Origin of the sequence: Qaidamihabitans albus (assembly GCF_016464705.1) — a bacterium.
Lineage (GTDB): Bacteria > Actinomycetota > Actinomycetes > Mycobacteriales > Pseudonocardiaceae > Qaidamihabitans > Qaidamihabitans albus.
Genome location: NZ_JAEHOB010000008.1, coordinates 188,243 through 209,050 on the forward strand (window position 1 = coordinate 188,243; position 20,808 = coordinate 209,050).

Below are 20,808 nucleotides of genomic sequence, written 5' to 3' on the forward strand. Positions count from 1 at the left end.
GCCGGCCAGTTTTACCGACAGGGGTGCCGATGACGGGGCGTAGCGAGAAGATCGAGTTCACCGGGGCGCACGGCATGCCGTTGGCAGCGCGCCTGGACCTGCCGGAGACGGCACCGCGGGCATACGCGCTGTTCGCGCACTGCTTCACCTGCGGCAAGGACTCCGTGGCGGCGTCCAGGGTCTCGCGCGCGCTGACCGAGTCCGGCATCGCGGTGCTGCGCTTCGACTTCACCGGGCTGGGGGAGTCCGGTGGCGACTTCGGCAACACCGACTTCAGCTCCAACATCACGGACCTGGTACGTGCCGCGGACCATCTCCGGTCGCGGTTCGCCGCGCCGGCCCTGCTCATCGGCCATTCCCTCGGCGGCGCGGCGGTGCTGGCCGCCGCCGAGCAGGTGCCCGAGGTCCGCGCGGTGGCCACGATCGGCGCACCGGCCGACCCGGCGCACGTCGAGCGGCTGCTCGGCGAGAGCGCCGAGGAGATCGAGCGGAGTGGTGCGGCCGAGGTGTGCCTGGCTGGCCGGACGTTCCGCATTCGCCGGGATTTCCTCGACGACGCCGCCGCGCAGCCGCAGGCCGAACGCATCGGCCGGCTCGGCGCGGCGCTGCTCGTGCTGCACTCGCCCGTGGACGAACTGGTCGGGGTGGACAACGCGCGGCAGGTCTTCGACGCCGCCCGGCATCCGAAGTCGTTCGTCGCGATCGACGGTGCCGACCACCTGCTCACCCGGAGCGCCGACGCCGCCTATGTCGCCACCGTGCTCGCCGCCTGGGCCGGCCGCTACGTCTTCGAGTCCGGGGCCGAACCCGCCGCCGAGCAACCGCCGGAAGGGCTCGTGCGGGTCGCCGAGAGCGGCGCAGGGCCGTTCGGTCAGCACGTCACGGCGGGCAGGCACGTGCTGGCAGCCGACGAGCCCGCACCCGTCGGCGCCGACACCGGTCCCTCGCCCTACGACCTGCTGCTGGCCGCGCTGGGGACGTGCACGTCGATGACCGTGCGCATGTACGCCCGGCGCAAGCAGTGGCCGCTGGAGAGCGTGACCGTGTCGCTGCGGCACTCCCACAGGCACGCCGCCGACTGCGCCGACTGCGAGACCCGCGCCGGGAAGGTGGACCACATCGACCGGGTGATCCGGCTCGACGGCGATCTCGACGAGACGCAGCGGCGGCGGCTGCTCGAGATCGCCGACAAGTGCCCGGTGCATCGCACACTCCGGTCGGAGACCGTCATCGACACCACCGAGTCGACCACGGGGTAGCCGGTTCCCCGCCGGTCAGAGCGGCTGGAAGAGGGTGAAGTTCCGGCCGCCGTCGGCGGAGTGGTGGATGCCGTTGTCGGTGGCGAGGTAGATGCCGGCTTCGCCTTGCGTGGTGATGGCCTGCGGACTGCCCGGCGCCTGGCCGCGCGCGGTCCAGGTCCGGCCGCCGTCGTCGCTGGTGTGTACCCGTCCGTCCTGGCCGGCGCCGACGAGACGGCCGGTGCTGGGCCAGTCGAGGAGGACGAGTACCGGGGCGCCGTCGACCGGGGTGAAGGTGCGGCCGCCGTCGGTGCTGCGTGCGGGACCCTGCTCGGTGGTGGCGAGCAGGTGCCCCGGTTCGTCGGGAGACACCGCGAGGTCGGCCACCTGCACCTGGGCGCGCCGGTCCCAGGTCTCCTTGTCGGTGCTGACCATGATCTGGCCGGAGACGCTGTCGAAGCCGTAGACCTGGCCGTGGTCGGCCTCCATGGCGTGGAAGTCGGCCTCGCCGGAGAGGGAGACCGGCTGCCAGGTCCGGCCGGCGTCGGTGCTCTCGATCAGCCCGAGGTGGGCGGGCTGTTCCGTGTCGCCGGGACCGGGGTGGCCGCTGCCGAGGAAGTGATCGGGGCCCGTGATCGTGAACCCCATGAAGTCCTGGGTGCGCCCGGCGATCTGCTCGGGCGGGGTGTCGCCGGTGACCCGGAACAGGCCGTGGTGGCTCGCCACGTACAGCGTGTCGTCGGCGGGGTTGATGCCGAGCCCGTGAACGTGGGCCAGCGATACCGCACCGGGACCCTCGCCGTGCCCTTCGCCGTGCTCGCCGCCGTGGCCGTCCTGTTGCTGCTCGCCGCCGCACGCGCCGAGGAGCAGCACCGCGGCCGCCAGCGCCGGCCCGCGGCGCAGTCCGACTCTCGTTCTCGCGGACGATGCCGCCATCGCCTTCTCCTCCGGATCCGGCCGACCCGGGGCGGGAGCGGTCGCCGCCACCCGCCGGGTCGAATCTACTACCTGAAAGTAGTAGTGTGGCAGATGTCAGTCTGTGAGAGGAGATGAGGCCGGTGTCTTCGGCGGCGAAGGACCTGGCGCGCCTGCGGCGCTACTGGGACAAGCACGCACGCTCCTACGACAAGCAGATGACCTTCGCCGACCGGAAGTTCTTCGGCGACACCCGGCAGTGGATCTGCGGCCAGGCGAACGGCAGCGTGCTCGAGGTGGCGGTCGGCACCGGCCTGAACCTGCCTCTCTATCCCGACGACGTGCGGGTGACCGGCGTCGACCTGAGCCCGGCGATGCTGGAGCACGCCCGTCGCCGGGCCGGGGAGACCGGCCGCGCGGCCGACCTGCACGAGGGCGATGCCCAGCGGCTGGACTTCCCGGACGACTCGTTCGACACCGTGGTGAGCACCTTCTCGCTGTGTGCGATCCCCGACGACCGGATCGCCGTGGACGAGATGTGGCGGGTGCTGCGGCCGGGCGGCCTCCTACTGCTGGCCGACCACGTGGTCAGCACCTCTGCACCTGTCCGGGCGGCCCAGCGGGTGCTCGAACTGGTCATGATTCCGATCGGCGGGGAGAACTTCCGCAGGCGGCCGATCAACCATGTGCGGGCCAAGGGATTCAGCGTGGAACGGCACGAGCGCTTCAAGCTCGGCATCATCGAGCGGCTCGCGGCCCGCAAGCCGTGACCCCGCCGAGGAGGTTACTGATGGAACCACATCTGCGCGTATCGGATGTCGACCGGGAACAGGTGGTGGGCATCCTGCGGCAGCACACCGCCGAGGGGCGGCTGTCGCTCGCCGAGTTCTCCGAGCGCAGTGCCGACGCCTACGCGGCTCGCACGGCCGGTGACCTCGCCGCGCTCGTCGCGGACCTGCCGGCCGATCCGGCCCCGCCGCGCGGGCCGGAGCCCGTCGCACGCGGGTGGCCGCGGCTCGGTGTGCTCGCGGTGCTCCTCACCGGACTGCTGCTGAGCACCGGGTTCGTCGCGATGGCGGCGGCGGGTGGCTCGATGATGGGCGGTATGTGCCCCTGAGTGCCGGTGTCAGGCTCCGGCGTGCTCGTGCCTGTGCCGGTACACCGAGGCGGCCATGGCCGCCAGCATCAGGGCGTGCCCGGCGGCCATCAGCCCGCCGCCGGAGAGGATGCCTGCCCAGTAGGGCACGAGCAGCACCACGAACGGCAGGTACATCGCCGCGGTCATCTCGGTGACGAATGCCCGGCCGTGGCCACGGAACCACATCCAGCCCGCCATGGCGACGGCCATCTCGGTCGCCATGATCATCGCGCGCAGGTCCGGGTGACCGAACGCGGCCGACCAGCCTGCAGCGGCGAATCCCCACCGGACCAGCGGTCCGAGGATCGCCATGCCCAGGCCCATGGCGATGGACATCTCGACGTAGTGGCGTACCGCTCGGCGGGTGGCGGAGCGGGGCGGCAGCACGGCGCCGCCGGGAACGTTCGTGGGTGTCATGTCGGCCTCCTGAATGGATAGCTCCACTATCCAAAATGAGAAGCTACACTATCCATACCGGCCTGTCCACGGAAAGGAACGCGAACGTATGCGGATGGCGGAGCTGAGCAGGGAGTCGGGTGTCGCGGCGGCGACGATCAAGTACTACCAGCGCGAGGGCCTGCTTCCGCCCGGTGAGCTCACCAGCCCCAACCAGGCGCGATACGACGCGACACACGTCCGCCGCCTGAAGCTCGTCCGCGCCCTGCTGGAGATCGGCGGGCTCTCCGTCGCGGCCGTGCGCGAGGTGCTCACCGCGATCGACGATCCGGCGACATCGACCCACGACGTCCTCGGCCTCGCCCAGCACGGCCTGCCGGTGCTGAAGAGCGAGGTGAGCGACGAGGACCGGGCGTGGGCCATGGAGCGCATCGAGGCGGCGGCGGTCGCGCGCGACTGGGAGCTGTTCCCGGAGTCACCGCTGATCGAGGCGCTCGTCAGCGTGCTCTGCACGCTCCGCGAGGTCGGTCACGACTGGGTGCTCGACGCGCTCGACCGTTACTTCGCAGCCGCCGAGGAGGTCGCGGAGGCCGATGTCGGCGCCCTCGCGCGCCGCGGTTCCACCGAGGCCATCGTCGAGGGCGCCGTCGTCGGCACGGTGTTCGGCGACGCCCTGCTGGCCACGCTGCGCCGCCTCGCCCATGCGCAGGCTTCGCGAAAGCGGTTCAACGCCTGATGCCTCGTGAGTGCGCACGCGAGTTAGAACTCGCGTAGCCACTCACGAGCGGTGACCAGCACAAACGCCGGTGTCAGAGCCCGGCCATGCCGGGACAGGTCAGCAGCATGACCATCCACGCACCGCTCACCGTGAGCACGAAGGCCAGCGCGCCGCTCATCGTGAGTGCGGTCCGTCCTCTGGGCAGGGCGCCCGCCCGGGGTGGCTGCCCGGACTCCAGCTGGCTCACCCGGGCCCGCAGGAACCCCGGGTCGGCGAACGCGGCGGTACTCGCCGTGGACATGGGCGCCGAGACCAGCCGCAGCAGGGCGCCGGCCACGGCGGCCCGCCCGCACCGGTCCGCGGCGTGGCGGTCGGCGGCCAGCTCGTACCCGCGGCGCGCGCGACCGCACATCTCGGCGGCCAGCGGCAGGAACCACAAATGAGCCGCGAGCGCGCGGCCCAGCAGCAACCGCAACGGGTCGCGGCGACGCGCGTGTGCCTCCTCGTGCGCCAGCACGGCACGCAGCTCGGCGCCGCCCAGCTCGGCGACGAGACCGCTGCTGATCACCACGTACGGCCGCCAGAGCCCGGCGGTGGCGGCGAGCGGCTGCCGCGTGCCGACCAGCCGGACCGGCGCCACCGCGTCCCACCCGGCGAGTGCCGCGTGCGCCCGGCCGGAGGGCGGCACTCGCCGGCGCGCGACCCAGCGGTGGAACCGCCAGGTCTGCCACAGGCCCCGGACCAGCACGCGAGCGGCGTTGCCGACGGCGACCGCCGCCATCAGGACGAGCAGCGCCGCTGCCAGTGCGCCCGGGTGCCCGGCCAGCCAGAGCTCACGTGCCGCAGGCACCGTGCCCAGCAGTGCGGCCACGCACCAGCCAAGGACCAGTGCCGGGTAGCTGGCCGCCGCGGCGGCCAGCAGGACGAGCAGCGGCCGATCCCTGGTCATGGCTCGTCCACCAGCCGGCGCAGCCGGGACCGCAGCCGCTCGTCGCCGTCGACGTGGTCGACGAACGACGCCAGCGCCGCGTCCCCGTAGTCGTCCAGCAGCTGCCGCACCGCGATATCCGCCGGGCTGCCCAGCTCCGCCTGGTAGACGTAGCCGCGTCCGGCGCGCCGCCTGCGTGCGACCCCCCGGTCGGCCAGCCGGGAGAGCACCGTCATCACCGTGGTGTAGGCCAACGGCGCGGTTCGTTCCCGGTTCAGCTCGTCCAGCACGGCGCGCACGGGCAGCGCCTCGCCCGCTCCCCACAGCACGTTCATCACCTCGGACTCCAGCGGTCCGAGGACGGCACCACGCTCCGAGCGACCCACGGCTCGAGCCTACTACCGCTATGTCGTATCGAGTACCGTCCCGGCTCACCCGGGATGCTCGTGATACGGGCTGCGCATGTTGTCCGGAACGACGGTGCGCGGAGCGTCGGCGGCACCGGCGAGGTCGAGAACGGCCCGGCTGCCCGCCAGGCTGCGGCGGATCAGCTCCGCCGAGTAGGAGAAGTCGGCCGGCGTGACCGCCAGCGGGCACGGTGGCGGCAGGACGATCATCGGGAAACCGTCGGGAATCCGCTGGATGTCGTTGACAAGGCGCTGCTGGATCAGCAGGGACAGCGCGTGTGCGGCGACGCCGAGCGCGCTGCCCGGCGGACGGCGCAGTGCGCAGGCATAGCCGGTCGGCAGCACGTAGACGCGGGTGGCGCCGAGGGCGAGGGCCTGCGAGATCGGCGTGTTGTTCGTGACGCCGCCGTCGATGAGCCGCCGGTCGCCGAACCGGACGGGCGGGAAGACGCCCGGCAGCGCCGCGCTGGCCAGCACGGCGTCGACGGCGGGCCCGGCGGAGAGCCTGCGTTCCGCGCCGGTGAGCAGGTCCGTCGCGATCACGTGCAGCGGGGTCGGGGCGCGGTCGAGGGAGTCGAACTCCAGCCGCCGTTTCACCATTCGCCGCAGCCTGCGTGCGGACACGAAATGGTCGCTCTTGCCGAGCAGGCCGAGCAGGGCGGTCCAGGGGCTGAGCGGGAAGACGTCGCGGTGATGCAGCCCCGACCACACGTCGGTCAGGGTCGTCGCCGTGCGGACCGTCGGTGGCCGTGAGGCGATGAACGCGGCGTTGAGCGCGCCCACCGAGGTGGCGATGAGGAGGTCGGGAGCGATACCGCGCTCGTATAGGGCGTGCAGCATGCCGACCTGGATCGCGCCCAGGCTCGCTCCCCCGGAGAGGACGAACGCGACCCGGTCTCCTGGCTCGGCGGTGATTCCGGTCATCCCCGAATGATCAGGCAAACACGGCCGCCACGCCGCGCTGGTGCTCGGTCACCGGCGGCCGGAGACGAGGTCGAGGGCCCGCTCGGCGGCGGCGGCGGTGACCACCGGCCGGGCGCGGGTAGCATCTCCGGGCGACATCGAGAGCCAGACGGTGGTTCATGCGACGAACGGCACGCCAGGCAGTCGGCGCCACGCCGCGGCGCCGGGCCTGGTTACCGTGCGTGGCCGCGCTGATGCTGGTCGCTCATCTGCTCGGCCCGCACGCGGACGGCGGCGCGGCCTACCTCCGTCATGCCGATCCGTCCCCGGCCGGCCATGCCTCGTCCGAGCCGCACCAGCCGCACGAACCGCCGCAGCACCACGACTCCGCGGGCGACGGTTCCTGCGGCTATCTCTGCTCACGGGACGGCGGCCAGGGCACCGCCGGAGCCGTGGCGGGCTGGCCGCACCCGGTCGCGGTCCCCGCGCCGCCGTTCCCGTCCGGTGCCGGCGCGCGTGCCGCCGGAGCGCGTGCCCCGCCCGATCTCGTGCGGGAACTCCGGGTGATGCGGGTCTAGACGTGACTTCCGGCGCAGCCGGCAGTCACCAGGATCCGCTACCGACCAAGGAGTCTCGACATGCAACACAAGACCGATATCCGGCTGGCCACGGTCGTCGCGGCGTTCGCCTCGGCGGGCGCGGCGCTGATCCATCTCGCGGTGATCCCCGATCACTGGCGGGAATGGGTGTGGTCCGGCGTGTTCTTCGCCGCCCTGGCGCTCTTCCAGTTCGGCTGGGCCGCGGTGCTGCTGCGCTCGTCGCGCCGCGGTGTCATCGGCGCGGGTGTCGCGGTGCACCTCGGCGCGATCGCACTGTGGGCCGTGACGCGCGCCGTGGGCATGCCGTTCGGTCCGCACGCGGGTGAGCCGGAGGCCGTCGGTCCCGCGGGCATCCTCGCGACACTGCTGGAGTTCGCCGTCGTGCTGACCGGCGCGTGGGGGATGCAGCCGCGCGCGCGAGCCTCCTCGTTCGGCCCGTGGCGCTACCGGTTCGCCCTCGCCGGCGCGGCGATGCTGATCGCTGCGGTGATGGCGCCCGGGGTGGTGGCAGCGCTCGACCATTCGCACGGTGGCACGGGACACGGCGGCACCGGTGAGCACGAGGGAAGCACCGGCCACCACGAGGGCGGCTCGGAACACCACGGAACGACCGGCCCCGGAACCAGTCGGCCACCCGGCTCCGGGACCGCACCGTCATCCACGGAGCCGACGACCCCGCAAGAGCACCCGGACGGGCATTCGCACTGACTTGCCGCTAGTACCCCTAGGGGGTAACATACTCACGTCGATATACCCGCCAGGGGTATGTGAGAAGTCGAGGAGGCGCGTCATGGACGGGCAGGACAGTCCAGTGGCCACGCACGACCACGAGGCACCGCACCACGCCGGGCACGCCGGAGGTGAAGCGCATGCGGGGCATGGCGGCCACGACAAGCACGCGGGGCATTCGCCCGCGATGTTCCGGGACCGGTTCTGGCTCTCCCTGGTGCTGACCGTTCCGGTGGTCCTCTACGCGCACATGATCCAGATGTGGCTCGGCTACACCGCACCGGCGTTCCCGGGCTCGGAGCTCATCGCCCCTGTCCTCGGAACGGTGATCTTCGCCTACGGCGGCTGGCCGTTCCTGGTGGGCGCCGTGGCGGAGGTGCGGGAGCGGGCACCGGGCATGATGCTGCTGATCGGGATGGCGATCTCCGTGGCCTACGTCGCCAGCCTCACCGCGAGCCTCGGCCTGTTCGCCGTGGAGGTGTGGTGGGAGCTTTCCCTGCTGATCGTGATCATGCTTCTCGGGCACTGGATGGAGATGCGTGCCATCGGGCAGGCGCAGGGCGCGCTGGCGGCGCTGGCTGAACTGCTCCCGGACGAGGCGGAGCGCGTGCTGCCGGACGGTTCCGTGCGGACGGTGCGGATCGGCGAGCTCGGCGTCGGCGATGTCGTGCTCGTCCGGCCGGGCGCCCGCGTTCCGGCCGACGGCACGATCGTCGAGGGCGCCGCCGACCTCGACGAGTCGATGCTCACCGGCGAGTCCACCCCGGTGCCGCGAGGGCCGGGGGACCGGGTGATCGCGGCCAGCGTCTCCACCGACAGCTCCCTACGCGTCAGGGTGGACGCCGTGGGCGGCGACACCGCGCTGGCTGGGATCCAGCGGCTGGTCGCCGAGGCGCAGCAGTCCCGCTCCCGGACCCAGCTGCTGGCGGACCGGGCGGCGGCACTGCTGTTCTACGTCGCCGTCGCGGTCGCCGCGGTGACGGTGCTGACGTGGTCCCTGCTCGGCGACGCCGACGCGGCCGTCGTGCGATCGGTGACCGTGCTGATCATCGCCTGCCCGCACGCGCTCGGGCTGGCGATCCCGCTGGTGACCTCGATCTCCACGGCGAAGTCCGCGCGCAACGGCATTCTCGTCAAGGACCGGCTGGCTCTGGAGCGGATGCGCGTCGTCGACGCGGTGCTGTTCGACAAGACCGGCACGCTGACCAGGGGCGAGCACGTGGTGACCGGCGTCGCGGCCGCGGACGGGGACGAGGAAGCGCTGCTGGCGACGGCTGCCGCGGTGGAGTCGGACAGTGAGCATCCGCTGGCCCGCGCGATCGTCAGCGCCGCGGCCGAACGGGCCGTGCCGCCGCGCACGGCCACCGCCTTCCGCTCCATGGCCGGCCGCGGTGTCGAGGCCACTGTGGACGGAAGGGCGATCGCGGTGGGTGGTCCCGCGCTGCTCCGCCAGCGAGGCGCCGAGATCCCCGCCGAGCTGCGGACACGCGTCGACGCCTGGACGGCGCGCGGTTCGGCGGTGCTGCACGTGCTCAGTGGCGCGGAGGTCCTCGGCTCGCTGGCGCTGGAGGACCAGGTGCGGCCGGAGTCGCGCGTCGCCGTGGACGCGCTGCACCGGCTCGGCGTGCGGGTCGCGATGATCACCGGCGATGCCAGGCAGGTGGCCGAGGCGGTCGCCGCCGACCTCGGCATCGACGAGGTGTTCGCGGAGGTACTACCGGAGGACAAGGACTCGGCCGTCACCGAGTTGCAGCGGCGGGGGCAAACCGTCGCGATGGTCGGGGACGGGGTCAACGACGCACCCGCGCTCGCCCGCGCCGACGTGGGCATCGCGATCGGCGCGGGCACCGACGTGGCGATCGAGTCCGCGGGCATCGTGCTCGCCTCCGACGATCCGCGCGCCGTCGTCGCGGCCCGGACCCTTTCGGCGGCGAGCTACCGGAAGATGGTGCAGAACCTGTGGTGGGCGGCCGGTTACAACCTCGCCGCGATCCCGCTGGCCGCGGGTGTGCTCGCCTGGGCCGGGTTCGTGCTGCCGATGGCCGTCGGCGCGGTGCTGATGAGCCTTTCCACCGTGGTGGTCGCCCTCAACGCGCAACTGCTGCGGCGGGTGAACCTGAACCCGCGCGCCGTCGCCACCCCCTCGTGAGTGGCTACCCCACGCACACGTGTCCGCGCCGTACGATCACGTCGCGCGTGCACAGGGCGCGGACACGCCGTCAGCCCAGCTCGGCCGCCACTACGCGGGCCGCGGCGGCGATCGGTGCGTCCTGTGCCTCGGCGTCCTCCGTGGAAGCGTCGGACAGCACCGCGATCACGATGGGCGTGCCGGTGTCCGTCCAGGCCACCGCCACGTCGTTCGCGGTCCCGAACGAGCCGGAGCCGGTCTTGTCGCCGACGGTCCACCCTTGCGGCAGGCCGGCGCGGATCCGGTCGTCGCCGGTGGTGTTCGCGAGCAGCCAGTCGGTGAACCTGCGACGTTCGGCGGCGCCGAGCGCGTCGCCGGTCACCAGTGCGCGATAGCTCGTCCCGATCGCGGCGGGCGTGGTGGTGTCCCGCGGGTCGCCGCGCAGTGCGCTGTTCAGCTCGGTCTCCCAGCGGTCGAGCCTGGTCACCGAGTCGCCGATGGAACGGGCGAACCCGGTCACCGCCCGCGGCCCGCCGAGCAGCTCGAGCAACTGGTTGCCCGCGGTGTTGTCGCTGCGCGTGATCGCCGCCTCGCACAGTTCCGCCACCGTCATGCCGGTGCCCACCCGCGTCTCGGTGACCGGCGAGTACTCCACGAGGTCGTCGCTCGTGAAGCGGATCAGCCGATCGAAGAACCCCGTGCGGAGCGGGTGCGCTCGCAGCAGTGCCCCGGCGGCGAGCGGTTTGAACGTCGAGCACATCGCGAACCGCTCGTTCTCCCTGTGCACCACGGTCGCCCCGCTCGCCAGGCTCCTTGCGAACACGCCCAGCCGCACGTCGTGCGTTCGCTCCAGCTCAGCGAGCCGGGCGGCGGCCGCTGTGGCGCGTTCCGGCGGTGCCGGGGAGGCCACCGGGTCCGGCGATGCCGCCGGTGCCGCGCCGCAGGCGCCGAGCAGCGGCGTGGCGAGCAGTAGGCCGAGCGCGGCCCTGCGGTCGAACTGCTGCGTCATCGATGTCCCCGTTCCCCCATGTCACCCGCGTGCCGCGTCCCCGGGTGGACGACGCTGTTCTCCGAGCACGTCACCGGCGACGTGCTCGGAGAACCGTGTCGCGCGTGTGCCGGGTGCCCTCCGGAGCGGGTGCCGTCCGCGGGCGGGTCTCGTCGACAACGATCGTCCAGTCGTCGCCGAGGAGCGCGGCGATCTCCCGGGGATGGTAGTAGTCGCCGGGATCGGAGCCGTGCTCGTGTGGGGGTGACAGGTCGGCCGGGTCGTGGCCGACGACCAGGAGCGTGCCGCCCGGCGCCACCGCGGCGAGCAGGCCACGGACGGCCGTGTGGTGCTCCTGGTGCGGAATCGGGAAGTACTGTGCCGACACCAGGTCGAACGTGCCGGCCGGGGGCGGTGTGACGGTCAGGTCGGCGTGGGTCCACGCGATCGCCGGGTTGCCGTTCCCGGCTCCGGCGGCACGTTCGAGGGCGACCCGGGAGATGTCGACCGCGGTGACGTGCCAGCCCCGCCGGGCCAGCCAGCGGGCGTCGCCGCCCTCACCGCAGCCCACATCGAGCGCCTGACCCGGTGGCAGGCCGGCCACCTCGGTAACGAGCACCCCGTTCGGTGCGCCGCTGAAGAGCTGGTCACGGCTGCTGTACCGCTCGTTCCAGAACTGCTCGTCCATCGTGGCGTCCTCTCGCTCAGATGCCATGCCTGCGCCCGCCCGCGACCTCCTCGCAGTTGCGGGCCTCGGCGGCGGGTGAGAAGGGGGCTCGGTGGGCCCGCACGGCGAGCCGGGTGTCCTCGGCGACGAGGTCGGCGTTGATCGCGGCTGCGGCCTTGGCGCCGGACGCCGCCGCCTGCAGAACGGTCGCGGCGGGATCGGCGAGGTTGCCCGCCACCCATACCCCGGGCACCGTCGTGAGACCGGTCGCGTCCGCGGCGATGTACTCGCCGACGCCGGCCGGGTGCGGCGCAGGTTCGAGCCCCAGCGTGCCCAGCACGGCCGCGCGTGGGACGAAGCGTGGCGCGACCACGAGCGCGTCCAGTGCGATCACCTCGCGCGTGCGCAGGCGGACCCCGATGAGCCGGTCGCCGGCGGTCTCCAGCGAGTCCACCTCGCCGGGCACGACGGTGACACCACGTGCGGCCAGCTGTTCGAGTTCCTCCTCGGTGGGGCGCGGGCCCGTGTGCAGCAGCAGGGTGAGGTTGTCGGTCCACTGCCGGAACAGCATGGTCTGGTGCAGGCTCATCGGCCCGGTGGCCAGGACACCGATCCGCTGGTCCCGGACCTCCCAGCCGTGGCAGTAGGGGCAATGCAGTACGTCACGCCCCCAGCGGGCGGCGAGCCCGGGGACATCCGGCAGTTCGTCGACGATCCCGGTGGCCGCCAGCAGCCTGCGCGCGTACACGGTGTCGCCGTCGCCGAGGTCGACGGCGAACCCGCCGTCGGGAACCCGCACCGCCGCGAGCGCCTGACCGGTGCCGATCACGCAGCCGTAGCCGGCCGCCTCCTGGCGGGCGATCTCCAGCAGCCGCCCTGGCGGCGTGCCGTCGCGGGAAAGGAAGCCGTGCATGTGGGCGGCGGGTGCGTTGCGCGGATTGCCGCTGTCCACCACCGCCACCGAGCGCCGGGCGCGGCCGAGTACGAGTGCCGCGCTCAGCCCGGCGGCACCGCCGCCGAGGACCACCACGTCGTACCGCCCACCGGGAACGATCGTCTCCTGTCGGGTCACCGTGACCACCTCCGAGCTCGACCATGCCCGCGCGGCGGCAGCCTGACAAAGTTCTTTGCGGAAACCGCAAAATCTCGTGATGGATCGCTCGGAGCGGCGTCGCTCAGGGCGTGTTCAAGAAGGTGTCTGTGTGCGGTGATGCGTGGCGCGCCCGGGACCGGAGGCCTCGCGAACGCGGCTGCGGGCCGCCCGACCGTCCAGGGCGCCGATCACTGACACGTCATGGTCCGTAGACGGGTTCGTCGATCGCGCGCTTCTCGGACACAGCTTAGCCGCGGCGCAGCCGGTCGTAGACCAGCCCGGTGGCCGTGGCGTAGACGGCATGGTGCAGCACGTCCGTCGCGGTGGCCTTCGCCCCGTACGCCGGTGTCGGTGAGCCGACGCGGAGCGCGGGCAGAACGGCCTGCTCGGCAGCCCAGACGGCGGCGAAGTGGGCGAGCGAGGCGGCCGGGCCGCGGACGCGTGCCATGTCGAGCAGGCCGCGGAACACGCCCCAGCCGGTGCCGTACGCCCAGTGGACGAGGCTGTTGAACCGCTGCTCACCCGACTCGTCCCGAGGTTCGACACCGGCGACCCGGCCCGCGGCGTCGGAGGGCGTCGTACTCGACCCTCGCCCGCTGAGCTTCGCCTCCACCGTGCTGGACACGGTCATCGCGGCGGTGCCGAGGAGACCGGCGACGACACCCGCGCCGATCGGCGCCGTCCAGCGATCGGCCGGGGCCTGCTTGCGCCTTATACCCATGTTCCAGGTAGTTCCTCGCGGCCGCCGTGTTCAAACGGCGGATCCGCGCATCCGATACCTGCCGCCGGGTTTGCCCGGGGTGCTCGTGGGGCAGTCCACGAAAAGGTATTCCCGGATGTCGGGTTGGTGAGTGTCGTGGCTGACTTTCAGACGTTGGGCGATGGACCTCCCCGCACGTACGTGGTGGTGGCCGCCGTCGATGACCCGGTCGTCGAGACCTTGCGGGTGTTCGCGCGGCAGCAGCGGCTGGAGGCCGCCTCGTTCACCGCGATCGGCGGGTTCAGCCGGAGCACCCTCGCCTACTTCGACGTGGAGAGCAAGCGTTACCTGGACATTCCGGTGGACGAGCAGGCGGAGGTGCTGTCGCTGGTCGGCGACATCGTGCGTGCTCCCGACGGTGACTGGCAGGTGCATGCGCACGCGGTACTCGGGTTGCGGGACGGCAGCACCCGGGGCGGTCATCTGCGGGAGGCCGCGGTGCGTCCGACGCTGGAGGTGATGGTGACCGAGTCGCCTGCACAGGTCGCGCGGCGCTTCGACGAGCACAGCGGGCTGGCGTTGATCGAGCTGCGGGACAGTTCGCCGGTGACGGACCCGGATCCGGTGCGGCACGGGCTGGCGCCCTAGCCCGACTCCGGGCTCGGACGAGCGAACGCAGGAGCAGTGATGCTGAGTCAGTACGAGCGTCGTGAGCTGGACAGGATCGAGCAGCGGTTCGAGGCGGACGATCCGCTACTGGCACAGGAGCTCGGGCACGGTGTGCTGTCGCGGAAGGGGCCGTTGTCCTGGCTCGCACGGGCGGGACTGGACGTCCTGGCCGGTGCCGCCGTCCTGCTCGGGCTGGTCACCCTCGATTTCGGCCTGGTGTTCCTCGGCGCGATGACGCTCGCCGTGGCCGCCTGGTTGCATGTCCGGTCCGGAGCCTCCCGCGGGGACGCCCGCCGCGATCCCTCGGCAGCGGATGCTCAGCGCGGTCCGGACCACCGTCCTGAGTAGACGGGCCGCTCATCGGGAACGTCGAACCGGGTCAGTGCGGCCGGGCGATCGCCCTGCTCATGGGCGTCGACCAACGCGAAGCCCTCGCGGCGGTCGCAGCCGAGGTGGCGCATGAGCAACCCTTCCGCCTGGCCGATCGTCTGCCGCGTGTGCGGGGCGGTACCCAACTGCGCCACCAGGCGACGGCTGTCGTGAACGGCCCTGGCGTTGTCGAACGCCACGCCCGCGTGCACGGCTCCGGCAGTCTGGCCAGGTCCTTTCCAAGGGGAAATGTGCTCATGGTCGGCTCCGCGGGCGGTCACTCGTTTCGCTGGTCCGTGTTCCGGTGCCGCGACGAGCGCGTTCGGAGGCCGGTTCCGCGGCCACGGCGAACGCGCTCGCCGCGGCGAGGCGTCAGGCTCCGGTGACGGTGATGCGGCGTGGTTTGGCCGCGTCGCTCTTGGGCGCGCGCACGGTCAGGATCCCGTCCGCGAGCGTCGCGTCGATCCTGTCGGCGTCGACGTCGTGCGGCAGCGTCACGCTGTAGTGGAACTGCCCGGTGCGGCGGGTGCGGTGCCGGAACCAGCCCTGGCGCTCCTTCTCCTTGCGCTCACCGTTGATCGTCAGCTCCCGGCCGGTCAGGTCGACCGTGACGTCCTCGCGCTTGACGCCGGGCAGCTCGACGTCGACCAGGTACGCGCCGTCCGTCTCGGCGATGTCGGCCAGCGGCGACCAGGCTCGCCGGCCTTCCTCGACGGTGCCGGTCATCGAGTCCATCCACTGGCCCAGTCGGCTGTAGAGGTCCTCGAACTCACGCAACGGGTCCCAGCGACCCACGGAACCGGAGGACCGGACAGCGGGCAGCGCCATAACGATCACCTCCGCGGTATCGGTGCGATGTCACGGTTTCCGACGACCCGCCTCTTCGCGGGTCCTCATCCGTCACAACGTGGTTGAGCACGAACATGTTCCCAAACTTGAGCCTGAGTGACTCAGGTTCACTCCCAGCGGAAGAACCGGGCGGCCACCGCGGTCGCGGCACCGAGCACGCCGAGCAGCACGACGAGCGGTACCCAGTTCTCGGCCCACGGCTGGCCCGCCCACAGGCCCCGGAGCAGTTCCACGAGCTGGGTCAGCGGCGAGAACTGCGCGACCTGCCGCACGCCCTCCGGCAGCACCGCCGTGGGGACGGCGGCCCCCGAGAGAATGATCAGCGGGTACACGAGCACGTTGCCGAACGCCTGTGCCGTGCCCTGGGACGGCATGACAGCGGCGAGGGCGTAGCCGACCGCGAGGAAGGCGAGCACCCCGAGGACGGCCGCGAGCAGCACGCTCGCCAGGTCTCCTGCCGGCCGCGCACCGAAGACGAGCATCCCGAGCGCGAACATCGCCGCGATGCTGAGCAGGGAGATCGCGAAGCGCACCAGCACGTCGGCCGCGATGTAGCCGACCGGCCGCAGCGGTGTGGCGCGGAAGCGGCGCAGCGCCCCGCTCTCCCGCTGGCTGACGATGTCGATCGGCACGAGGACGAAGCTCACGATCGCGAGCACGATGGCGGGGAAGCTCGCCAGGTTGGCGTCGATGTAGCCGCGGTCGCCGAACTCCGCCTGCGGCTCGTTGCCGAAGACGAGGCCCATGAGCAGCGCGAACAGGGGGGCGAAAGCGACCATGAAGAAGGCGGCGGCGGGTTCGCGCAGGGTCCTTCTGGCCTGGACAGCGACGAGCTTGCCGACGGCCGTCATCCGGCTTCCCCTTCCCGCAGCTCGCGGCCGGTGAGCGCGAGGAACACGTCCTCGAGAGTGGGCTGCCGGGTGCGGAGGTCCTGTGCCCACAGGCCGTCCTCGGCGAGCACGCTCAGGGCCCCGTGCGGGAAGCGGGCGCCGTTGCCGTGAATGACGACCCTTCCGTCGACCTGCTCCACCTTGGTGACCCCGTCCACTGCCTTCAGCCGCTCGGCGGGAACGGCCCCGTCGAGGGTGAAGCTCATGCTGTTCTCCGCGCCGAGCGACGCGATGAGTCCCGGCACGGTGTCGAGCGCGACGATCCTGCCGTGGTCCACGAGCGCGACGCGGTCGCAGAGCCGTTCCGCCTCCTCCATGAAATGCGTGGTGAGGAAGACGGTCGTGCCACCGTCACGGATGTCGCGGATCACGTCCCAGATGGCCAGCCGCGCCTGTGGGTCGAGGCCGGTGGTGAGTTCGTCGAGGAACACCAGCTCCGGGGCGTTGACGAGTGCGAGCGCGATGAAGACGCGCTGACGCTCACCACCGGAGAGTCTCTCGACGTAGGACCGGGCCTTACCCTCCAGGCCGAGGCGGGCCAGCAGCGAGCGCCAGTCGGTGGACCGCCGGTAGAACGCGGCGAACAGGTCCAGGGCTTCGCCGACCCTGATGCGCTGGGGCAGGGCGGCGGACTGGAGCTGGATGCCGGTGCGTTCGCGGATCGCGCGGGTGTGCCGCTCGGGGTCCATCCCGAACACCTCGACCGTGCCGCCGTCGCGCTCCCGGAGGCCCTCGACGCACTCGATGAGGGTGGTTTTGCCTGCGCCGTTGGGGCCGATCATGCCGAAGATCTCGCCCTCGTGGACCTCGAAGGAGACCCCGTCGACGGCGCGTACGTCGCCGTAGCGCTTGCTGACGTTCGCACAGCTGATCGCCGTTGTCATCGGCCGGCTCCCGGTTGATCGTTCACGGTGCAGATGCTGGCCGTGCCGGGGTACGCCTGGCATCGGCGGGAGTGCGCATGCGCGCTACGCGGCTCGGCGTAGTGCTATCTCGTCAGCCCGGACCGGACCGCGAAGACGACCAGCTGTGCCCGGTCCCGTGCCTCCAGCTTCAGCATGGCCCGGCCGACGTGGGTTCGCACGGTGGCCGGGCTGAGGAACAACCGGTCGGCGATCTCGGTGTTGGACATTCCCTCGGCGACCAGCCCGGCGACCTCTGCCTCGCGCTCGGTGAGGGTGCGGATCCCCGGGTGCGGGTCGGCCCGGTGCCGCGGTGCCGTGGCGAACTCGGCGATCACCCGGCGGGTGACCGAAGGGGACAGCAGGGACTCGCCCTCCGCGACCACGCGCACGGCGTGCAGCAGCTCGGCCGTCTCACCGTCCTTGACGAGGAAGCCGGAGGCGCCGGCGGCGAGCGAGTCGAAGACGTACTCGTCGAGCTCGAACGTCGTGAGCATCACCACCCGCGTACCGGTCAGCCGGGGGTCGGCGACGATCTCGCGCAGCGCGTCGATGCCGTCGCGGACGGGCATCCGGATGTCCATCAGCACCACGTCAGGGTGGTGCGCGCGGGTGAGCTCCAGCGCCTGTTCCCCGTCGGTGGCCTCGCCGACCAGCAGGATGTCGTCCTCGCCCTCGACCAGTACGCGCACTCCCATGCGGACGAGCGCCTGGTCGTCCGCGACCAGCAACCTGATCACGGTCGCCCCGCCACCGGCAGCCGGGCGCGAACGGCGAACCCGCCGGTGGGGCCGGGCCCGGCCTCCAGCGTGCCGCCGACGGCCGCCGCCCGCCCCCGCATCCCGGCGATGCCCTGGCCGTCACCGGTGCCGTTGCTGCTGCTGCCGTTGTCGCGGCCCTGGCCGGTGTCGACGACCTCGACGGTCAACGCGTCCGGGGCGTGCCCGATCCGGACGGTCGCGGTGGCCGGCCCGGCGTGGCGCAGCGCGTTGGTGAGCGCCTCCTGCACGATCCGGTACGCCGTCAGCTCGACGCCGACCGGCAGCCGGCCGGGCTCGCCGACGCGTTCGAGCTGGACCGGCAGCCCGGCCTCGGCGGTCCGGTTCACCAGGACTCCTAGCTGGTCCAGGCCGGGTGCGGGCGCCCGCTCGTCGTCGGGGGAGCGGAACACCGCGAGCGTGGATCGGAGCTCGTCGAGCGCGTCCCCGCTGCTCGCCTTGATCGTCATCAGGATCTCCCTGGCCCGCTCGGGCGACCGATCCAGCACGTGCATCGCCACCCCGGCCTGCATGCTGATCGCCGCGAGCCCGTGGCCCACGATGTCATGCACGTCGTGCGCGGTGCGCAGGCGCTCCTGGTAGTCGCGTTCCCGGCGCGCTTCGGCCTGCGCCGCCCGCGCCGACTCCCGCTCCATCCGGATGATGGTGCCCATCGCCCAGGGAGCCAGTCCGAAGACCACCATCCACTCCGCCACCGGCCCCGACTCCGCCCACCACCGCGGCGAGTCGGCGAGGTCGGCGGCCGTCAGCACGACGGCACTCGCCGCGCATACGGGCAGCGACCGCCGGATGCCGTGCCCGGCCGCGACCGCGTAGATGGCCACCGGAACGGCCAGGAAGATCGGACCGTCCGGGTAGCCGAGCGCGAGGTGGGCGGCCGAGGCCGTCGTCGCCGTTCCCAGCGCGACGAGCGGGAGCAGGCGCCGGATGGGCAGGGCGGCGATCGCGAGCCCGATCAGTGTGAACGCGATCGCACCGGCCGGGCCGCCCGCCCTGTCCGGGGATCCGTAGTGGGGGCCGACCATGACCGCCCCCAGCGGAACGGCCAGAGCCACGTCGACCAGGAGTGTCCGGGTGCGCGGGCGGATCGCGGTCACCACGCGGTGATGGTAGCTCGCGTGCGTGCCCGCGGACGTCGTCATCTGCGCGTAGCGGGTCTACATCAGCAACCGTATGTGGTGGCAGTCTCGTGGGCCGGCCCGGTTCACCGCCCGGCCGAGCGGTCCGGATCGGATTCGTCGGCGCGCCGTCCGGCCTTGCCGGGGTGTGCCCGCAGGGAGCCGGGGTGAGCCTTCGCCGTGGGGTCACGCCGGGTCTTGATCAGGCTCGCGACCGTGACGACGGCGAGTATGGCGGCGACCACCACGAGGCTGACCGGGGTGGAGATCTCCGGGACGCTCTCGTCGATGTCGACGTGGGCCCAGTGCAGCAGGAGTTTGACACCGATGAACGCCAGGATCAGGGCGAGCCCGGTGGACAGGTAGACCAGCCGGTCGAGCAGTCCCTTCACCAGGAAGAACAGTGCTCGCAGGCCGAGCAGGGCGAACGCGTTCGCGGTGAAGACGATGTAGGGCTCCTCGGTGATGCCGAAGACCGCGGGGATCGAGTCCAGCGCGAACAGCAGGTCGACGCTGCCGATGGCGATCAGCACGATGAACAACGGCGTGACCTGCCTGCGGTTCCCGGCGCGGGCGAAGAGCTTTCCGCCGACGTAGTCGTCGGTGACCGGCAGGAAGCGGCGTGAGGCCTTCACCACGACGTTGTCCTCGACGTCCGGCTCCTCGTCGCGATGCCGGAAGAGTTGCACCGCGGTGTAGATCAGCAGCAGTCCGAAGAGCAGGAACATGAACGAGAACAGCGCCAGCAGGGTGGCGCCGAGCGCGATGAAGATCGCGCGCATCACCAGCGCGAGCGCGATACCGAAGATGAGGACCTTGTGCTGGTGTTCCTGCGGCACCGCGAAGGTGGTCATGATGATGACGAAGACGAACAGGTTGTCGACCGAGAGGCTCTTCTCGATGAGGTAGCCGGCGAAGTACTCGGTGCCGAAGTCACCGCCGTGCTGGAGAGTGAACCACACACCGAAACCGATGGCCACGAGGATGTAGAACACCGACCAGGCGGTCGCCTCGCCGAAGCCGACCCGGTGCGGGCGTGCCGCCGCCAGGAGCAGGTCCACCGCAAGCAGGGCGATGATCAGGCCGATCGTGACGGCCCACGTGATCGCGCCGACGTCGAGCATCCCTTCCGTCCCTTCGGTTTCGCGCCGCGCGCCGGGCATGGCGCGGCCGCCCAGCCAATCCTGGTGCAGCCGGGGCGGGTTCGCAGCACGTGCGCGGGCGGCCGTACGCGGCCGGGCTCGCTCGCCGAGCTCAGGTATCCGTTCCGGAGTAGGACGGGAGGGCGGCGACGGCCGTGATGGCTTCGGAGAGCCGGGCAGGCCAGCTGCCGATGACGGCTTTCCAGGCGTCCCGGAGCGAGACGGCCTCGGCGAGCACGATGATCGGGGCCTGGCCCCAGTGCGTGGCGACGACGTTGCCCAGCCGGTCGGGCTCGTCGGGCGTCGGTGCGCCGCCGGGAAGGAAGTCGACGGTGAGCGAGACGCCCGCGCCGGTGATGTCGTCCTCCACGCCGGTCATCGCGGCGTGGTAGCCGCGGAGGCCGTTTCGCTCATTCGGCTCAACGGGAATCGGCTGTCCGGGGTAGGCGGAGTTGTATGCCGGGACCGTGCCGAAGCGCGGTGGTCCTCCGTCGGCCGTCATATCCGTCCTCCCTGCCGTGCGCACCGATGACGGCGGAATCC

Annotated in this window: 26 protein-coding genes; 9 read left to right on the forward strand and 17 right to left on the reverse strand. The window is 72.0% G+C overall.

The annotated features are described in order from the left end of the window. Positions 1–29: 29 nt before the first annotated feature. Positions 30–1,259, forward strand: a complete 1,230-nt coding sequence (locus JAP66_RS17750) for a bifunctional alpha/beta hydrolase/OsmC family protein (protein ID WP_199432865.1) — start codon at positions 30–32, stop codon at positions 1,257–1,259. 15 nt (positions 1,260–1,274) lie between these two features. On the opposite strand, the gene JAP66_RS17755 is transcribed toward JAP66_RS17750, so the two are convergent. Then, on the reverse strand, positions 1,275–2,174 hold the full coding sequence (locus JAP66_RS17755) for a F510_1955 family glycosylhydrolase (RefSeq protein WP_199432866.1): 900 nt from the start codon (positions 2,172–2,174) through the stop codon (positions 1,275–1,277). Positions 2,175–2,296: 122 nt separating this feature from the next. On the opposite strand from JAP66_RS17755, the gene JAP66_RS17760 reads away from it, so the two are divergent. Further along, positions 2,297–2,923: a class I SAM-dependent methyltransferase gene (locus JAP66_RS17760; protein ID WP_307849605.1), complete on the forward strand. Its 627-nt coding sequence runs from the start codon at positions 2,297–2,299 to the stop codon at positions 2,921–2,923. 20 nt (positions 2,924–2,943) lie between these two features. Then, positions 2,944–3,270, forward strand: coding sequence for a DUF1707 SHOCT-like domain-containing protein (locus JAP66_RS17765; RefSeq protein WP_199432868.1), 327 nt, complete (start codon positions 2,944–2,946; stop codon positions 3,268–3,270). A 9-nt stretch (positions 3,271–3,279) separates the two neighbouring features. Here the strand turns inward: JAP66_RS17765 and JAP66_RS17770 are convergent, their stop codons facing one another. Then, complete coding sequence (locus tag JAP66_RS17770) at positions 3,280–3,708, reverse strand: hypothetical protein (protein WP_199432869.1); 429 nt, start codon at positions 3,706–3,708, stop codon at positions 3,280–3,282. 88 nt (positions 3,709–3,796) lie between these two features. Here JAP66_RS17770 and JAP66_RS17775 point away from each other — a divergent pair, with 88 nt between their 5' ends. Further along, positions 3,797–4,423, forward strand: a complete 627-nt coding sequence (locus tag JAP66_RS17775) for a MerR family transcriptional regulator (RefSeq protein ID WP_199432870.1) — start codon at positions 3,797–3,799, stop codon at positions 4,421–4,423. Positions 4,424–4,496: 73 nt separating this feature from the next. On the opposite strand, the gene JAP66_RS17780 is transcribed toward JAP66_RS17775, so the two are convergent. Genes JAP66_RS17780 through JAP66_RS17790 form a run of 3 tightly spaced genes read right to left on the reverse strand, consistent with a single transcriptional unit; the run spans position 4,497 to position 6,664 of the window. Then, positions 4,497–5,354: a M56 family metallopeptidase gene (locus JAP66_RS17780; protein WP_199432871.1), complete on the reverse strand. Its 858-nt coding sequence runs from the start codon at positions 5,352–5,354 to the stop codon at positions 4,497–4,499. Further along, positions 5,351–5,719, reverse strand: coding sequence for a BlaI/MecI/CopY family transcriptional regulator (locus tag JAP66_RS17785; protein WP_307849606.1), 369 nt, complete (start codon positions 5,717–5,719; stop codon positions 5,351–5,353). The genes JAP66_RS17780 and JAP66_RS17785 overlap by 4 nt, the downstream gene beginning before the upstream one ends. Positions 5,720–5,764: 45 nt before the next feature. After that, the gene (locus tag JAP66_RS17790) at positions 5,765–6,664 is read right to left on the reverse strand and encodes a patatin-like phospholipase family protein (RefSeq protein ID WP_199432872.1); all 900 of its coding nucleotides are present in this window, start codon (positions 6,662–6,664) and stop codon (positions 5,765–5,767) included. A 158-nt stretch (positions 6,665–6,822) separates the two neighbouring features. On the opposite strand from JAP66_RS17790, the gene JAP66_RS17795 reads away from it, so the two are divergent. The 3 genes from JAP66_RS17795 (at position 6,823) to JAP66_RS17805 (ending at position 10,120) form a co-directional block, all read left to right on the forward strand. After that, positions 6,823–7,221, forward strand: coding sequence for a hypothetical protein (locus tag JAP66_RS17795; protein WP_199432873.1), 399 nt, complete (start codon positions 6,823–6,825; stop codon positions 7,219–7,221). Between the two features lie 60 nt (positions 7,222–7,281). Beyond that, positions 7,282–7,950: a hypothetical protein gene (locus tag JAP66_RS17800; protein WP_199432874.1), complete on the forward strand. Its 669-nt coding sequence runs from the start codon at positions 7,282–7,284 to the stop codon at positions 7,948–7,950. An 82-nt stretch (positions 7,951–8,032) separates the two neighbouring features. Continuing rightward, on the forward strand, positions 8,033–10,120 hold the full coding sequence (locus tag JAP66_RS17805; RefSeq protein WP_199432875.1) for a heavy metal translocating P-type ATPase: 2,088 nt from the start codon (positions 8,033–8,035) through the stop codon (positions 10,118–10,120). A gap of 70 nt (positions 10,121–10,190) precedes the next feature. Here JAP66_RS17805 and bla read toward each other — a convergent pair whose 3' ends face one another. From bla to JAP66_RS17825, 4 genes are all read right to left on the reverse strand, one after another. Continuing rightward, positions 10,191–11,108: a class A beta-lactamase gene (gene bla, locus JAP66_RS17810; RefSeq protein WP_199432876.1), complete on the reverse strand. Its 918-nt coding sequence runs from the start codon at positions 11,106–11,108 to the stop codon at positions 10,191–10,193. A gap of 70 nt (positions 11,109–11,178) precedes the next feature. Further along, positions 11,179–11,775 (reverse strand): class I SAM-dependent methyltransferase, encoded by a 597-nt coding sequence (locus JAP66_RS17815; protein ID WP_199432958.1) that lies wholly within the window; start codon positions 11,773–11,775, stop codon positions 11,179–11,181. Positions 11,776–11,791: 16 nt separating this feature from the next. Next, the gene (locus tag JAP66_RS17820; protein ID WP_199432877.1) at positions 11,792–12,826 is read right to left on the reverse strand and encodes an NAD(P)/FAD-dependent oxidoreductase; all 1,035 of its coding nucleotides are present in this window, start codon (positions 12,824–12,826) and stop codon (positions 11,792–11,794) included. 268 nt (positions 12,827–13,094) lie between these two features. Then, the gene (locus tag JAP66_RS17825) at positions 13,095–13,568 is read right to left on the reverse strand and encodes a hypothetical protein (protein WP_199432878.1); all 474 of its coding nucleotides are present in this window, start codon (positions 13,566–13,568) and stop codon (positions 13,095–13,097) included. A gap of 135 nt (positions 13,569–13,703) precedes the next feature. Here JAP66_RS17825 and JAP66_RS17830 point away from each other — a divergent pair, with 135 nt between their 5' ends. Next, positions 13,704–14,195 (forward strand): PPC domain-containing DNA-binding protein, encoded by a 492-nt coding sequence (locus tag JAP66_RS17830; RefSeq protein ID WP_199432879.1) that lies wholly within the window; start codon positions 13,704–13,706, stop codon positions 14,193–14,195. A gap of 39 nt (positions 14,196–14,234) precedes the next feature. Beyond that, positions 14,235–14,564: a DUF3040 domain-containing protein gene (locus JAP66_RS17835; RefSeq protein ID WP_199432880.1), complete on the forward strand. Its 330-nt coding sequence runs from the start codon at positions 14,235–14,237 to the stop codon at positions 14,562–14,564. On the opposite strand, the gene JAP66_RS31860 is transcribed toward JAP66_RS17835, so the two are convergent. The 8 genes from JAP66_RS31860 to JAP66_RS17875 all read right to left on the reverse strand — a co-directional run bounded on the left by JAP66_RS31860 (position 14,534) and on the right by JAP66_RS17875 (position 20,767). Continuing rightward, entirely contained in the window at positions 14,534–14,785 is a 252-nt protein-coding gene (locus tag JAP66_RS31860) for an ANTAR domain-containing protein (RefSeq protein WP_235999092.1), read from the reverse strand. The two genes, JAP66_RS17835 and JAP66_RS31860, sit on opposite strands and share 31 nt — an antisense overlap. Positions 14,786–14,957: 172 nt before the next feature. Continuing rightward, a complete protein-coding gene (locus tag JAP66_RS17845; protein ID WP_199432882.1) occupies positions 14,958–15,413 on the reverse strand; it encodes an Hsp20/alpha crystallin family protein in 456 nt (151 codons plus the stop codon). A 128-nt stretch (positions 15,414–15,541) separates the two neighbouring features. After that, positions 15,542–16,285, reverse strand: coding sequence for an ABC transporter permease (locus JAP66_RS17850; protein ID WP_199432883.1), 744 nt, complete (start codon positions 16,283–16,285; stop codon positions 15,542–15,544). Continuing rightward, positions 16,282–17,208, reverse strand: coding sequence for an ABC transporter ATP-binding protein (locus tag JAP66_RS17855; protein WP_199432884.1), 927 nt, complete (start codon positions 17,206–17,208; stop codon positions 16,282–16,284). The genes JAP66_RS17850 and JAP66_RS17855 overlap by 4 nt, the downstream gene beginning before the upstream one ends. A 104-nt stretch (positions 17,209–17,312) precedes the next feature. Continuing rightward, entirely contained in the window at positions 17,313–17,966 is a 654-nt protein-coding gene (locus JAP66_RS17860) for a response regulator (RefSeq protein WP_199432885.1), read from the reverse strand. Further along, the gene (locus tag JAP66_RS32940) at positions 17,963–19,105 is read right to left on the reverse strand and encodes a sensor histidine kinase (RefSeq protein ID WP_199432886.1); all 1,143 of its coding nucleotides are present in this window, start codon (positions 19,103–19,105) and stop codon (positions 17,963–17,965) included. Before JAP66_RS32940 ends, JAP66_RS17860 begins: the two co-directional genes overlap by 4 nt. A 104-nt stretch (positions 19,106–19,209) precedes the next feature. Then, on the reverse strand, positions 19,210–20,247 hold the full coding sequence (locus JAP66_RS17870) for a TerC/Alx family metal homeostasis membrane protein (RefSeq protein WP_199432887.1): 1,038 nt from the start codon (positions 20,245–20,247) through the stop codon (positions 19,210–19,212). Positions 20,248–20,377: 130 nt separating this feature from the next. After that, complete coding sequence (locus JAP66_RS17875) at positions 20,378–20,767, reverse strand: hypothetical protein (protein ID WP_199432888.1); 390 nt, start codon at positions 20,765–20,767, stop codon at positions 20,378–20,380. Positions 20,768–20,808: the final 41 nt, after the last annotated feature.